The organism is Burkholderia sp. AW33-5, from assembly GCF_053427615.1.
Genome location: NZ_JBSAXA010000006.1, coordinates 241,985 through 255,878, shown reverse-complemented (window position 1 = coordinate 255,878; position 13,894 = coordinate 241,985). Strand labels below are relative to the sequence as shown.

The following is a 13,894-nucleotide window of genomic DNA, read 5'->3' as shown; positions in this document are numbered from 1 at the left end:
CCCCCACGGCTTTCCGTTCTTCGTCTCAATCTTTCCGATACCGACGTTGGCTCCTTGCGGCAGAATCGCGATGGGACTCCCTCCCTGGGTCTTGCGAATACGCAGCCCCTGCTGTGCCGGATCGGGAGCCTGCCCGCTTCGGCCTAACGCCTGCTTATCCTGCGCATACTGCGTCACCAGCCATTGCCGCGGCCAATACGACGGCTTTTCCCGCTTCGGGAAGTTTGTGTAGTCTTCCCAGGACATCAGGTGCATGTATAGGCTGTAAAACGTCAGCTTCGTGTCCCGCGGAAACTCCATCGTGTGCCGTACCAGCGCGAAGCCCGTGCTATACGGTGCCTCGTACGGCAATCCGCCATCTGCCGTTGCGATCTCACTGACCGGATAGGTCTTGTCGATGCGAAACGCGACTAGCTCGCCGTCAGCGATGCAGCGCAATCCCGCATCGAGGTCCAGCGATTGCCCTGCGCCGGCCTCAGTGACGTGGATGCCGCCGTGCCACATCCCTTTCCGACTGACGAGATACGCGCCTGAAGGCTCTCGTTCGGCGAGTAGCCGGTATATCTCGTTCTCGTCGGTAAATCGTGAAGAAGTCGTGGATTTGCCTTGTCCTTTGCGCAGGAAAGGAAATGTAAACGGCAGTAGCTTCAACCGGGCATTGGTGGCCTCTGGAGTTGGTGAGGCTTTCTTCGGTGCGGGTTTGTCGGTCACGATCTGATTTATTCAGGGAATCCTTAGCGTGACCAGACCATACAACGCGTACTCGGATCTGGTTTAACCGAAACTGTCGACGCTATTCTTGAACAACATCCCAACCTCGGCTCTTCCTGCCCAACGAAAGCGTCGCGCCCTCCCCACTGCTCAGAGCGGCTTTGTTACAAACCGCAAAATTCCAGCATCAAACGCAACTGATCAGAAATCCATCGAAAGCGCCTCAACGCAACGAGGCCGGCGCACGTTAATGCGCCGGCCTCGTTGCACAACAATTCGCCCTCGCCGCGTTACTTCGCCGGCGCCTTGTAAGCGATGCAATCGACCTCGACCTTGCAGTCGATGACCATGCTCGACTGCACGCACGCGCGTGCCGGCGGATGCTCGCCGAAGTACGACACGAACACCTTGTTGAACGACGCGAAATCGCGTGCGTCGTCGAGCCACACGCCGCAGCGCACGACGTGTTCGAGGCCGTAGCCGGCTTCCTTCAGGATCGCGATCACGTTCTCGATCGTCTGCTTCGACTGCGTGACGATCCCGCCTTCGACGACCTCGCCGTTCACCATCGGCGTCTGGCCCGACACGTACAGCCAGCCGTCGGCCTCGACCGCGCGTGCAAACGGCATCACCTGGCCGCCGGTACCCTTCGCTTCGCCCACGCCATATCGCTTCATCGTTTCACTCCTTGATTGTCGACCGGCATCGGCGCGCAAGCGCCAGCGCCGGTCCCATGCAACGCACGGTTGCGGATGCGCGCGCCGACATGGCGCACGCGGCAAATCGGATCGGGACCGCGTTCAGAACGCGGCGTCGGCACTCGCCGGCACGCGCTCGCCGCGCGCGACGAAACCGCCGGCGCGCGCGCCGGTCGGCTGGCCGTTCTCGTAGGTCAGCACGCCGTTCACCCACACCGCGTCGATCCCGTGCGCGGGCTGCTGCGGCTTCTCGAACGTCGCGGCATCGATCACGCGCGCCGGATCGAACAGCACGAGATCCGCGTGGTAGCCGACGTGCACTTCGCCGCGCCGCGCGATCCCGTACCGGCGCGCGGACAGCGACGTCATCTTGCGGATCGCTTCCTCGAGCGGCAGCAGGTTCGTGTCGCGCACGTAATGGCCGAGCACGCGCGGGAATGCGCCCCACAGCCGCGGGTGCGGCAGCGGATCGTTCGGCAGGCCGTCCGAGCCGACCATCGTCGCCGGATGCGACAGGATCCGCCGCACGTCGTCCTCGGACATGTTGTGGTACACGGCGCCGGCCGGACGGATCCGCTGCGCGGCCTCCTGCTCGGTCACGCCCCAGTCGGCCGCGATCGCCTTCAGCAGCTTGCCCGCGACTTCCGGATGCGGCTCCGACCACGTGATCGTGATGTCGATGTCGCCCGTCACCTGCTTCAGGTCGAGCGTCGACGAGCTGCGGCTGTACGGATAGCAGTCGCAGCCGACCGGCTGGTAGCGGCGCGCGCCTTCGAGCGACGCGAGCACCTCGGTGCTGCGCCCCCAGTTCGACGGGCCCGCGCATTTCAGGTGCGAGATCACGACCGGCACCTGCGCGTGACGGCCGACGCGATAAGCCTCGTCCATCGCATCGAGGATCGCGTCGAACTCGGTGCGCATGTGCGTCGTGTACAGCGCGCCCGCATTCGCGAGCGGTTCGGCGAGCGCCATCACCTCCTCGGCCGGCGCCGCGAACGCGGAGCCGTATGCGAGGCCCGACGACAGCCCGAGCGCGCCGTTCGCGAGCGCCTCCTCGAGCTGCGTGCGCATTCCGGCGATTTCGCCGTCGGTCGCCGCGCGGTCGAGGCGATCCATCTGGTTGTTGCGCAGCGCGGTGTGCCCGACGAGCGCCGCGACGTTGACGGCCGGACGCGCGTCGTTGACCGCCGCGACATACGCGGCGAAGGTCGGATAGCGGAATGCGTCGCGATCGCCGAGCAGGTTCATCGGGTCGGGCGGATCGCCCGCGAGCGTCACCGGCGACGCGCTGATCCCGCAATTGCCGACGATCACGGTCGTCACGCCCTGCGAGATCTTCGGCAGCATCTCCGGCGCGCGGATCACGTGCGTGTCGTCGTGCGTGTGCACGTCGACGAAGCCCGGCGCGAGCGCGCGGCCGTTCGCATCGACGACGGTCTCGGCGAGCCAGTTCGACAGATTGCCGATCGCCGCGATCACGCCGTTGCGGATCGCGACGTCGCGCGTGACGGGCGGTGCGCCGGTGCCGTCGTACAGCTGCGCGCCGACGATCAGCGTATCGGCGGCTTCGGGATGCGAATGCATGGTCAGTCTCCTACCGGTTGACGGTCTCCGCCGCCGCGGTGCGCATCGAGCGCATGCTTGATGCGGCGCAGCGATTCTCGGCCCGCATCGCCGAGCCGCAGTGCGACTCCGGTGACGAGCACGTCGATCGCCATCATCATCGCGTAGCGCGACGTCGAAGGCTTGTAAATGAAATCGGTTTCGAACGCCACGACCGGGATCAGATGGTCGGCAAGCTTCGCGAGCGGCGAAGCCGGCGCGGTGATCGCGATCAGCTTCGCGCCGTAGCGCTTCGCGAGACGGCAGCTCTCGAGCAGCTCGGGCACGCGCCCGCTCACCGACAGCGCGACGACCACGGCATCGCGCGACAGCGTCGCCGCCACCATCCGCTGCAGCAGGCTGTCCTGGTAGCTCGCGACCGGCCGGCCGAAGCGCACGAGCCGGAAGCGCAATTCGTCGGCGAGCGCGGTCGAGCCGCCGCCCTGCCCGTACACGTAGATCATCTTCGCGCCGGCGAGCAGGTCGGCCGCCGCGTCGAACGACGTGTTGCGCAGCAGCTGGTGATTGTGCGCGAGCGCCACGCGGATTTCGTCGTAGACGACCGATGCGGGGCTCGCGTCTTCTTCGGGATGCTCGTCGGCCGGCACGAAAAAGCGCTGGCCGACGGCTGCCGCCTGCGCGACGAGCACCTTCAGTTCGCGCACGTCGCGGCAGCCGACGGCCTTCGCGAAACGCGTGACCGTCGCGACGCTGACCCCCGCGTCGCGCGCGAGCGCGCCGATGCTCGCATGCGCGGCGCGCGCGAGATCGGCGAGGATGAATGCGGCGACCTTGCGTTCGGCCTCGCGCAACTCGGGCGCGCATTCGGCGATCCGCGCGACGATGTCGAGGACCGGCTGGGCGACCGAAGCCGATTCGGCTGCGAACGAAGCGGACGGAGTGGCGGGCAAATTCATCTGCTGAAAAGTGTGTGGCGCCTCATGTTACTAAATAACATCACCGCGCCGATGCTACTTTCTGTACCATCTGCATGTCAACTTCAGTGCAATGCATAGTGATGATGGAGCGGGATGACATGAAAGTTACAAACTATCAGGAACCGACAATCAATCCGTTGGGCAAGGGCCTCGGCAACCTGCCGAGCGCGAGCGTGCCGCTCGACGACGCGGGCCGCCTCGAGTGGAACCTGCTCGCGGAAGACGTCAGCCTGCCGGCCGCCGTGCTGTACGCGGCTCGCATCGAACACAATCTGAACTGGATGCAGGCGTTCGTCCAGCAGTACGGCGTGAAGTTCGCGCCGCACGGCAAGACGACGATGGCGCCGCAACTGTTCCGCCGCCAGCTCGACGCCGGCGCATGGGGCATCACGCTCGCGACCGCGCACCAGACGCAGGCCGCGTATCACGGCGGCGTGCGGCGCGTGCTGCTCGCGAACCAGCTGGTCGGCCGCCAGAACATGGCGATCATCGCCCAGCTGCTGTCCGATCCCGAGTTCGAATTCTTCTGCCTCGTCGATTCGGCCGACGGCGTCGACCAGCTCGGCCGCTTCTTCGGCGACGCGAAGAAAACGCTGAACGTCCTGCTCGAGCTCGGCGTGCCGGGCGGCCGCGCGGGTGTGCGCGACGCCGCGCAACGCCAGGCCGTGCTCGACGCGATCGCGCGCTATCCGGACACGCTGAAGCTGGCCGGCATCGAACTCTACGAAGGCGTGCTGAAGGAGGAAGGCGAGATCCGCACGTTCCTGCAGGACGCGGTCGCGCTCACGCGTGAGCTGGCCGAAGCCGGCCGTTTCTCGCGCACGCCGGCGATCCTGTCGGGCGCCGGCTCGGCGTGGTACGACGTGGTCGCGGAGGAATTCGCGAAGGCGTCCGACGCCGGTTTCGCGGAAGTCGTGCTGCGTCCGGGCTGCTACCTGACGCACGACGTCGGCATCTACAAGAAGGCGCAGACCGACGTGTTCGCGCGCAACCCGATCGCCCGCAGGATGGGCGAAGGGCTGCTGCCGGCGCTGCAGCTGTGGGCATACGTGCAGTCGGTGCCGGAGCAGGATCGCGCGATCGTCGCGCTCGGCAAGCGCGACGCGGCGTTCGACGCGGGCCTGCCCGAGCCGGCGCGCCACTTCCGCCCGGGCCGCGACAGCGCGCCGCGCGATGTCGCCGCGAGCGAAGGCTGGGCCGTCACCGGGATGATGGACCAGCACGCGTACCTGCAGATCCCGCCGGGCGCGGACGTGAAGGTCGGCGACATGGTCGCGTTCGACATCTCGCACCCGTGCCTGACGTTCGACAAGTGGCGCCAGCTGCTCGTCCTCGATCCGCAGTTCCGCGTGACGGAAGTCGTCGAAACCTTCTTCTGACGCCCCGCGCGCCCCGCCCCGCCGCCGCGCGGGGCGGCCGTCACGCGCGCTTCAAGCGGCCGGAGTACACTGCGCTTTCGTCCTCGGGGCCGCTTCGCCGCCGCAGCGCCGTCTGCCGCATGCGGCGCGAACGGACCCTCAACGCTGTTCAATGGAGAAAGCCATGGCCGCGAAGAAGATCCTGTTCCTGACCGGCGATTTCGCCGAAGACTACGAAACGATGGTGCCGTTCCAGGCGCTGCAGGCCGTCGGCCATCACGTCGATGCAGTCTGCCCGGGCAAGCGCGCGGGCGACAAGGTCAAGACCGCGATCCACGATTTCGAGGGTGACCAGACCTACACCGAGAAGCCCGGCCACAACTTCACGCTGAACGCGACGTTCGACGACGTCGATGCGTCGGCCTACGACGCACTCGCGATCGCGGGCGGCCGCGCGCCCGAATACCTGCGTCTGGATGCGAAGGTGATCGCGCTGGTGCGCGCGTTCGCCGAAGCCGGCAAGCCGATCGCCGCGATCTGCCATGCGGCGCAGCTGCTCGCGGCCGCCGACGTGATCCGCGGCAAGCGCATCTCGGCCTACCCGGCCTGCGCGCCGGAAGTGAAGCTCGCGGGCGGCGAATACGCGGACATCCCGGTCGATGCGGCCGTGACCGACGCAGCGTTCGTCACCGCGCCCGCGTGGCCCGCGCATCCGGCATGGCTCGCGCAGTTCCTCGCGCTGCTGGGCACGCGCATCGAGCTGTGAACGAAGCTGAATGACATGAAGTGAAACGCCGGCCGGCGGCGGGTTCGCGCGACCCGCATGCCGCGCCGATCAGGACCGGTCGACGGGGCGCGCCCCGTCGTGCCGCTTCCGCCCTGCCCTTCAGTGCCGCGCCGGCGTCGAGCCGACTTCCGCGATCCGCGACTCCAGCATCGCCAGCGCACCCGACAGCGCGGTCAGCACGTCGTCCGGCAGTTGCGCCATCGTCTGGTCGAGAAACGCCTTGCGGCGCGGCAGGCACGCGTCGAACGCGGCGCGGCCGTCTTCGGTCAGCGTGACGTTGGTCACGCGGTTGTCGCGCGCGTCGGACGCGCGCTCGATCCAGCCGAGCGCGTCGAGCGATTTCAGCTGGCGCGTGAGCGCGCCCGGATCGATGCGCAGCACCTCGACGAGCTTCTTCTGCGACGAATGCCCGCCCATCGTGTGCAGCGCGACCATGATGCGCCAGCGCGGCATCGGCTGCCCGACGTGCGTTTCGAACGCGCTCATGAACGCGCGATACGTGCGTCCGAATTGCTGCAAGATCGCGACGCGGTCCTGTTCTTCCATGCGCTGATGCCTACTCGTTCAATCGGTGAATCGTTCAATCGGCCGCGACATGCGGTTCGATCTTGTGCCGCAGTGCGATCGGCGGCACGCGGCGACACTGCCACACCGACACCACGGCGACGACGGCCGCCATCGCGACCCCCAGGTGAATCGCGCCGACCAGCGATTCGCGGGCCGCTTCCAGCAGCAGCGCGCCATTATGCCCGGCGCGGGTCAGCTCCGCGACGAGCCCCCCCTGCGCGGCGCGGTCGATCAGGATCTGCGGATCGGCGAGTTGCGCGTGCCACTGCAGCGCGTGGTCGCCCGACAACGCATCGCGCACGCCGCTCGAATACATCTGGTTGACCAGCGTGCCCGTCAGCGCGGTGCCGATCATCCCGCCGACCATCCGCAGCGACTGCAGCAGCGCCGTCGCGATGCCGAGGTGCTCGCGGCCGGCCGTCTGCTGCGCGAACACGGTGAGGTTCGGCAGCACGAAGCCGAGGCCGATGCCGCCGGCGACCATCAGCGCCATCAGCACCCAGATCGGCGTCGTGTGCGTCGACACGACGATGCCCGCGCATGCGATCGCGAACAGCACGAAACCGACGTGCAGCATCGTATTCGGATTGCGGATGCGCGTGACGACGCGGCCGTTCATGATGCTGCCGATCGTGATGAACACGACGAGCGGCGTGATCACGAGCCCCGCCTCCTTCGGCGACATGCCGAAGCCGCCCTGGAACAGCAGCGGCGCGTAGAACAGCAGCGAGAACATCGAGAAGCCGGCGAGGATCGCGAGCACGAACAGGGCCGACAGCGCGCGGTTGCCGAACATGTCGAACGGCAGAATCGGCTGCGCGCAGCGCTTTTCCCAATGCCACAACCCGACGCCGGCGCCGACCGCGACGATCAGCAGCAGCGACGCCCAGCTCAAGACGCCGTACTTCGGCAGCCATTCGACGAACAGCTGCAGCGCGCCGAGCGACAGCGCGATCAGCAGCGCGCCGGGCCAGTCGAGCCGCATCTTGCGGTCGTGCTCGACATGGCGCAGATGCGGCAGGTAGCGCCACACGAAGAACAGCGACAGCAGGCCGACCGGCAGGTTCACGTAGAACACCGAGCGCCAGCCGAACGACTGGGTCAGGATCCCGCCGAGCGACGGCCCGACCGCGTTCGCGATGCCGAACGCGGAGCTCATCAATACCTGCCAGCGCAGCCGCACGACGGAATCGGGGAACAGATCGGGAATGCACGCGAACGCGGTGCCGACCAGCATCCCGCCGCCGATCCCCTGCAGGCCGCGCGCGAGCACCAGGAACAGCATGTCGTTGGCCATTCCGCACAGCACCGACGCGCCGGTAAACACGACGATCGACACGATCACGAACGGCTTGCGCCCGTAATAGTCGCCGAGCCGACCGAAGATCGGCACGGTGATCACGGAACTGAGCAGGTACGAGGTCGCGACCCACGCATACAGGTCGAACCCCTTGAGTTCGGCGACGATGGTCGGCAACGCGGTGCCGACGACCGTCTGGTCGAGCGCGACGAGCATGGTGACGAACGAGATCCCGATCATCGCCAGCAGCGATTCGCGGAACGGCAGGACTTGCCCGCTCGAATGGTGGGCGGCAGTATGGACGGCCATTTTTTGTTGATGCAACTTTTGACGAGTCAAACAATCTCAAAATTCTAGCACGCCGGAGTAATCTAGGCTGGCGACGGATTTGGGGCCGATGGCCGCCAGGGAGAAAGATGGAACCGATTTCAATCACGCCTGCCGCGACGCTGTCGCCGGAGGACCAGGACGCATTGCGGCGCGCGAAGCAGGTGCTGGAAAGCCCGTCGCTGACGATGAAGCTGACGGGCGTGCTGGGCGCGCCGGTCGAGAAGATGATCGCGCGGCTGCCCGACTTCGCGACCGGCAAGATCAACGACGCGACGCAGCTGGCGCTGCGCAAGTGCCTGAACATCGCGCTGCGCACGCTCGGCAAGCCGCAGACGCCCGATGCCGAGCCGGACAAGCCGAGCAACCTGCTGCACAAGCTCGCGGTCGCGACGACCGGCGCGGCGGGCGGCGCGTTCGGCTTCCTCGCGCTGCCGGTCGAGCTGCCGGTGACGACCACGCTGATCTTCCGCTCGGTGTGCGACATCGCGCGCAGCGAGGGCGAGGACCTGGGCTCGGTGGATACGCAGCTGCAGTGCCTGGCCGTGCTCGGCATGGGCGGCAACGCGGACAAGCGGGAAGAAGACGCCGATCTCGGCTATTTCGTGCTGCGCGGCGCGCTCGCGCAGGCGATTTCGAAGGCGTCGTCGGACATCACGACGAAAGGAATCACCGCGCACAGCTCGGCGGCGGTGTTCAAGCTCGTGCAGACGGTGGCATCACGTTTCTCGGTGCAGGTCACCGAGCAGATGGCCGCGAAGTCGATCCCGGCGATCGGCGCGGTGTTGGGAGCGACCGTCAACACGCTGTTCATCGACCACTTCCAGCAGATGGCGCACGGCCACTTCACCGTGCGCCGGCTCGAGCGCAAGTACGGCCCGGTCGCCGTCAAGGCCGCGTATCAGGCGATCGACGGCTCGCCCACGCGCTGAACCGCCCGCTCGACCGCGACGCGGCGCAGGAATGCGGCCGCACGGTCGAGCGCGTCGCGCGACTCCGGCACCATCGGCGTGTAGAGCTGCCACACGTGCGGCATGTCGGGCCACACCTCGATCTCCACCGGCACGCCGGCCGCCTTCGCGTTGTCGGCGACGCGGCGCGAATCGTCGAGGAGCACCTCGGTGCTGCCGGCCTGGATGAAGAGCGGCGGCAGCCCGCTGAGATCCGCATAGAGCGGCGACGCGTACGGATGCGTCGCCGATTCGTCTCCCAGATACAGCTTCGCCGCCTTCGGCAGCGCCGCGGCCGCGAACATCGGGTCGAGGCCGTCGTTGCTGCGCATCGTGTCGCCGGTGCCGGCCAGGTCGGTCCACGGCGAGAACAGGATCGCGCCGGCCGGCAACGGTTCGCCGCGATCGCGCAGCGCGACGAGCGTCGCGAGCGCGAGGCCGCCGCCCGCCGAATCGCCGCCGAACACGATCGACTCGGGCGGCGTGCCGAGCGCGAGCAATTGCCGGTACGCGGCCAGCGCGTCGTCGAGCGCGGCCGGGAAGCGGTTCTCGGGCGCGAGCCGGTAGTCGAGCGAGAACGAGCGCACGCCCGCGCGCTTCGTGAGGCCGAACACAAGTGGCCGATGGGTTTTCGTCGAACAGAAGTAGTAGCCGCCGCCGTGGAAGTACAGCAGCGTGCGGCCGGGCCCGCGAGCGGCGGCCGCATCGGTGCGTTCGAGCCATTCGCCGCGCAGCGGCGCATCGCCGGGACCGTAGCATTCGCGCAGCCGGTAGCCCGACGGTGCGCGACGCGGCACGATCATCCTCAGGTCGGTAAAGCGCCGCGCGCGGGCAGGGTCGAGCACCGGGCGCGTGGTCTCGGGACGAAACTGCCGGCGCAGAAGCCAGCACGCGAACTTGCTTTGCCAACTCATCCAACACACTCCATCGTCGCAGTGTGACGATGGTACGTGCGATCGTCACCGCGCCGCTCGACGGGAGCCTCTATATCAAACGCCGGCGCGCGGTTCGCCGGCCTCAGCTCGCCGGCATCATCTGGCCGCGGATCTCGCCGGACGGATGCTCCTTCGTGTGCACGTTGAAGTACCACTTGCCGGCCATCAGGTCGGTCACCTGCGAGTCGGTCAGCTCCTTCGAACCCTTGATCGGGCTCGCGAGCGCGTCCTTCGGGATCGGCACCTGCACGCCGGCGTTCTGGCCGACCGGCGCGGGCCCGTGGAAATGCGCGGCGGTGGCCGGCCCCGTGAGATGTTCGTACGTCACCGTCCACTGCAGCATGTGGGTGGCCGTGTCGTAGGTCGCAGCGACGGCGCCGGCGCCCTTGGTCGCGGTGGGCGGCACTTCGCTCGACGGCTGCAGATTGGCGGACAGGCGCACCGTTTCGGCGGCGGCGCTGCCGGCGGCCAGGACGCCCGCGAGCAACGCCACCTGGAGCAAACGCAGCTTCGGCATGAATCCTCCTTGTACGACGGGGTACGCCACCCGGACGGGGGACGTTCCATGATGGTAGTCGATCGCCGCCGATCCGGCACCGCTGCGTCGCCCGCCAGCCTGACGGAACCTGGAAGAGACCTTTGCAGCGGGAGCCCTGAATCCATGCGCGGCCTTTCGCTACACTTCGTCTCACAGTTGCTTGTTTCCTTCGTCCGAAGGAGTCTGCGAGTATTCACGCGGCCATCCGGCCGCGTTTTTTTTGCCCGTGCCCGGGCGGCATGCACGCATGCGTCGGGCAAACTCCGCTTCGCGGGCCGTCAAGCATCACGAATCGATTGTCGCCACGGCGATCGGGTCGGACGTCGCGCCGACCCCGCGCCCTCACGCGCGATAGCCCGGATCGATCCGATCGACGATGCGCTGCAACGCGTCGAATGCGTCCTGCCCCGCGCCGTGCTTCGGATCGAAGTTCAGCGAGTCGCGCACGCAGCCCTCGAGCACCGGCGGCGCAATCGGCAGCGCGTCGCCGATCGCGTGGGTCGCGACCTGCACCTCGCACGCGCGATTGAGCAGCCACATCAACGAGAAGGTCTGCGCGAGCGTCGCGCCGATCGTCACGGGCCCGTGGTTGCGCAGCAGCAGCACCGGCCGCCCGCCGGCGCTCTCGACGATGCGCCGCCCTTCCTCCAGGTGCACCGTGATGCCCTCGAAATCGTGATACGCGATCTTCCCGTACAACTGCGCCGAATAGAAGTTCGAGAACGACAGCCCGTCGCGCGAGCAGCACACGGCCATCGTCGGCGTCGTGTGCACGTGCATCACGCAGTGCGCGTCGGGCAGCGCCGCATGGATCGCGCTGTGGAACGTGAAGCCGGCCGGATTGATCGGCCAGTCGGAATGGCCGATCACATTGCCGTCGATGTCGATCTTCACGAGGTTCGACGCGCATACCTCGCGGTAATGGAGCCCGAACGGATTGATCAGGAAATGGCCGTCCTCGCCCGGCACGCGCAGCGAGATGTGGTTGTAGATCAGCTCGGTCCAGCCGAGATGGTCGAAGATCCGATAGGCGGCCGCGAGCTGCACGCGCGCCTGCCATTCGGCTTCGGAGAAGCGGGCGGGACGCGTGAACGGCTGGTTCGGTACACGTTGCATGGGGCACTCCGGTTGCGGGCGGGGCGGCCGCGCGGGCGGCTCGCGCATCGTCCCTCGTCTCCTGGCGGCGCGCGCGGCGCGCAGGCGCGGGCGGCTCGCGCATCGTTCGGCACCGCTGCGGCCCGCGTTGCGCGAGCGGTCCGGCGGCACCCGTCACGATACGCATATCGTTGCGCGCACAACCATATCACCTTTCCCCGCGCACCGGTATCGCGGGTTTGGCCCGAGCCGTTCCGGCCCTTACAACTGGTCTTCGACCGGCAGCAGCATGAAGAGGCCGGTCATCAGGTTGCGCATCAGCCCCGCATGCGGATCGACGTGATAGGTGGCCGGCTCGCCGTTGTCGGTGCCGGTCCACTCGAGTTCGGGCGTGCCGCCGCCCGCCGGCGTCGCGAGGCTCACGCGATAGCTTTCGTCGGGCTGCGTCACGCGCGCGAAGATTGCGGCGGCCTGCTGCGCGATCTTCGGGCTGTGGATCACGAGCGCGAGTTCCGTATTCAGGTACGCCGAACGCGGATCGAGGTTCAGCGACCCGATCACGAGGACCTTGCGGTCGATCACGTACGCCTTCGCGTGCAGGCTCGCACGCGAGCGCGAGCCGAACAGGCCCGCGCGCGGCGGGTTCGGCCGCGCCTTGAATTCGTACAGTTCGACGCCGTGCTGCAGCAACGGCACGCGGTACGGCGCGTAGCCGGCCTGCACGGCGACCGCGTCGGTCGCGGCGAGCGAATTGGTCAGGATCGCGACGCGCACGCCGCGCGCGGCCGTGTCGCCGAGGATCTTCACGCCCGCGTCGTGCGGCACGAAGTACGGCGAAAACGCGAGGAATTCCTGCTGCGCGTCGCGCGTCAGTTCGACGAGGCGCTGCATCGGCGGGCTCACGTACGCGCCGGTCGGCCGCATGACCTTGTCCGGTGCGTCGACCTTGAACTCGGCCGGCGCCCACACCAGCTCGAGCTCGTCGCGCGCGATCTGCTGCGCGAGCGGCGTCGCGTTCAGCGGCTTCGCGTTGTACGGGTCGGCGTTCTTGCGCCAGTGGTCGCGCAGCTCGTCGCGCATCGCGTCGAGATCCTTCGGATCAAACTTCTGATGATTCAGCACCCGCAGCGGATAGCTGCTCGCGCTTGCCCAGTAGTCGTCGAAGCTCGTCGAGATGTCGTTCGTCACGGGGCCTGCCGCGAGCACGTCGAGGTCGCGGAACTGCAGCGTCGGGCTCGCGCTGAAGTATTCGTCGCCGAGGTTGCGGCCGCCGACGATCGCGATCTGGTTGTCCGCGATCATCGCCTTGTTGTGCATCCGCCGCGTAAAGCTGTCGAGCCGCGTCAGCGAATTGGCCGTGCGCTCGACCATTCCGTACCGCGACGCACCGAACGGGTTGAACACGCGAATCTCGACCTTCGGAGGCGTATTCAGCCCGGCCATGACGCGGTCGATGTCGCGGAAATTCAGGTCGTCGACCAGCATCCGCACACGCACGCCGCGATCGGCCGCATACAGCGCCGCGCCGAGCAGCAGCTTGCCGGTCGTGTCCTCGGTCGCGATGTAGTACTGCATGTCGAGCGTCTTCGTCGCCGCGCGCGCGAGCGCGATGCGCATCTGCAGTGCGGTCGCGCCGTCGGGCAGCAGCCGGAAGCCCGACTGCCCCGGATGCGCGGCTTCCGGCGCGGCCAGCGCGGTGCGCAGCGGCGTCACGGTATCGGTCGGCAATGCGTGCGAGACGGGGCGATCGAGCGTGGTGGCGGGCGGATGCGTCGCGCAGGCGGCGACCAGCGACAGCAGCGCGCAGACGGCGAGCGCGCGGGCCGGGCGGCAGGCGGCGCGCCATGAGAGCGCGGCCGGCGCGCGCCGGATCAAAGACATGAGCACGGAAACTTCCTCGACAGGCGGATCAACAGGTCCGCAATCGCCGCGGCGTGCGGCTGACGGGTGGTTCCAATCGATTCTAGTGGGCGCCCGATGAACCGGTCAATCGCGCGGCTCGCGCATGCGGCGCCGTGAACCGCTCGCGCGCGGCCGGCGCGGGCATCCGGGAACGGCAGCCCGCGGCTCGGCCGCCAGACGGGCACG

General features: G+C 67.8%; 12 protein-coding genes and 1 pseudogene. 3 read left to right on the top strand and 10 right to left on the bottom strand.

Annotated features, from left to right (window positions below; translation table 11 throughout):
* The 4 genes and pseudogenes from ACV22V_RS14060 to ACV22V_RS14045 all read right to left on the bottom strand — a co-directional run.
* Window positions 1–711: pseudogene (locus ACV22V_RS14060) on the bottom strand (glycoside hydrolase family 19 protein); the annotation flags it as partial.
* A gap of 290 nt (window positions 712–1,001) precedes the next feature.
* Window positions 1,002–1,388 carry a RidA family protein gene (locus ACV22V_RS14055; RefSeq protein WP_006751946.1) on the bottom strand — a complete coding sequence of 129 codons (387 nt, stop codon included), beginning with the start codon at window positions 1,386–1,388 and terminating at the stop codon, window positions 1,002–1,004.
* Window positions 1,389–1,511: 123 nt separating this feature from the next.
* On the bottom strand, window positions 1,512–2,993 hold the full coding sequence (locus tag ACV22V_RS14050) for an N-acyl-D-amino-acid deacylase family protein (protein WP_059690657.1): 1,482 nt from the start codon (window positions 2,991–2,993) through the stop codon (window positions 1,512–1,514).
* 2 nt (window positions 2,994–2,995) lie between these two features.
* The gene (locus ACV22V_RS14045) at window positions 2,996–3,928 is read right to left on the bottom strand and encodes a MurR/RpiR family transcriptional regulator (RefSeq protein WP_448014253.1); all 933 of its coding nucleotides are present in this window, start codon (window positions 3,926–3,928) and stop codon (window positions 2,996–2,998) included.
* 119 nt (window positions 3,929–4,047) lie between these two features.
* Here ACV22V_RS14045 and ACV22V_RS14040 point away from each other — a divergent pair, with 119 nt between their 5' ends.
* Entirely contained in the window at window positions 4,048–5,328 is a 1,281-nt protein-coding gene (locus ACV22V_RS14040) for an amino acid deaminase (RefSeq protein ID WP_448014251.1), read from the top strand.
* Between the two features lie 163 nt (window positions 5,329–5,491).
* Entirely contained in the window at window positions 5,492–6,073 is a 582-nt protein-coding gene (locus ACV22V_RS14035; RefSeq protein WP_448014250.1) for a DJ-1/PfpI family protein, read from the top strand.
* A 120-nt stretch (window positions 6,074–6,193) separates the two neighbouring features.
* Here ACV22V_RS14035 and ACV22V_RS14030 read toward each other — a convergent pair whose 3' ends face one another.
* Complete coding sequence (locus ACV22V_RS14030) at window positions 6,194–6,640, bottom strand: MarR family winged helix-turn-helix transcriptional regulator (RefSeq protein WP_448014248.1); 447 nt, start codon at window positions 6,638–6,640, stop codon at window positions 6,194–6,196.
* 34 nt (window positions 6,641–6,674) lie between these two features.
* Complete coding sequence (locus ACV22V_RS14025) at window positions 6,675–8,270, bottom strand: MDR family MFS transporter (protein WP_448014246.1); 1,596 nt, start codon at window positions 8,268–8,270, stop codon at window positions 6,675–6,677.
* Window positions 8,271–8,377: 107 nt separating this feature from the next.
* Here ACV22V_RS14025 and ACV22V_RS14020 point away from each other — a divergent pair, with 107 nt between their 5' ends.
* Window positions 8,378–9,220, top strand: a complete 843-nt coding sequence (locus tag ACV22V_RS14020; protein WP_059528235.1) for an EcsC family protein — start codon at window positions 8,378–8,380, stop codon at window positions 9,218–9,220.
* Here ACV22V_RS14020 and ACV22V_RS14015 read toward each other — a convergent pair.
* The 4 genes from ACV22V_RS14015 to ACV22V_RS14000 all read right to left on the bottom strand — a co-directional run bounded on the left by ACV22V_RS14015 (window position 9,190) and on the right by ACV22V_RS14000 (window position 13,693).
* Complete coding sequence (locus tag ACV22V_RS14015) at window positions 9,190–10,152, bottom strand: alpha/beta hydrolase (RefSeq protein WP_448014244.1); 963 nt, start codon at window positions 10,150–10,152, stop codon at window positions 9,190–9,192. The genes ACV22V_RS14020 and ACV22V_RS14015 overlap by 31 nt on opposite strands.
* Window positions 10,153–10,255: 103 nt before the next feature.
* A complete protein-coding gene (locus tag ACV22V_RS14010; protein WP_059701698.1) occupies window positions 10,256–10,690 on the bottom strand; it encodes a CHRD domain-containing protein in 435 nt (144 codons plus the stop codon).
* A 363-nt stretch (window positions 10,691–11,053) separates the two neighbouring features.
* Window positions 11,054–11,827, bottom strand: a complete 774-nt coding sequence (locus ACV22V_RS14005; RefSeq protein WP_006497398.1) for a class II aldolase/adducin family protein — start codon at window positions 11,825–11,827, stop codon at window positions 11,054–11,056.
* Between the two features lie 240 nt (window positions 11,828–12,067).
* Entirely contained in the window at window positions 12,068–13,693 is a 1,626-nt protein-coding gene (locus tag ACV22V_RS14000; protein WP_448014242.1) for a phospholipase D-like domain-containing protein, read from the bottom strand.
* Between the last annotated feature and the right edge of the window lie 201 nt (window positions 13,694–13,894).

What these genes read in the sequence shown, in the direction of transcription:
- ACV22V_RS14055 (WP_006751946.1), bottom strand. Translation starts at nt 1,388, where the DNA reads ATGAAGCGATATGGCGTGGGCGAAGCGAAGGGTACCGGCGGCCAGGTG.
- ACV22V_RS14050 (WP_059690657.1), bottom strand. Translation starts at nt 2,993, where the DNA reads ATGCATTCGCATCCCGAAGCCGCCGATACGCTGATCGTCGGCGCGCAG.
- ACV22V_RS14045 (WP_448014253.1), bottom strand. Translation starts at nt 3,928, where the DNA reads ATGAATTTGCCCGCCACTCCGTCCGCTTCGTTCGCAGCCGAATCGGCT.
- ACV22V_RS14040 (WP_448014251.1), top strand. Translation starts at nt 4,048, where the DNA reads ATGAAAGTTACAAACTATCAGGAACCGACAATCAATCCGTTGGGCAAG.
- ACV22V_RS14035 (WP_448014250.1), top strand. Translation starts at nt 5,492, where the DNA reads ATGGCCGCGAAGAAGATCCTGTTCCTGACCGGCGATTTCGCCGAAGAC.
- ACV22V_RS14030 (WP_448014248.1), bottom strand. Translation starts at nt 6,640, where the DNA reads ATGGAAGAACAGGACCGCGTCGCGATCTTGCAGCAATTCGGACGCACG.
- ACV22V_RS14025 (WP_448014246.1), bottom strand. Translation starts at nt 8,270, where the DNA reads ATGGCCGTCCATACTGCCGCCCACCATTCGAGCGGGCAAGTCCTGCCG.
- ACV22V_RS14020 (WP_059528235.1), top strand. Translation starts at nt 8,378, where the DNA reads ATGGAACCGATTTCAATCACGCCTGCCGCGACGCTGTCGCCGGAGGAC.
- ACV22V_RS14015 (WP_448014244.1), bottom strand. Translation starts at nt 10,152, where the DNA reads ATGAGTTGGCAAAGCAAGTTCGCGTGCTGGCTTCTGCGCCGGCAGTTT.
- ACV22V_RS14010 (WP_059701698.1), bottom strand. Translation starts at nt 10,690, where the DNA reads ATGCCGAAGCTGCGTTTGCTCCAGGTGGCGTTGCTCGCGGGCGTCCTG.
- ACV22V_RS14005 (WP_006497398.1), bottom strand. Translation starts at nt 11,827, where the DNA reads ATGCAACGTGTACCGAACCAGCCGTTCACGCGTCCCGCCCGCTTCTCC.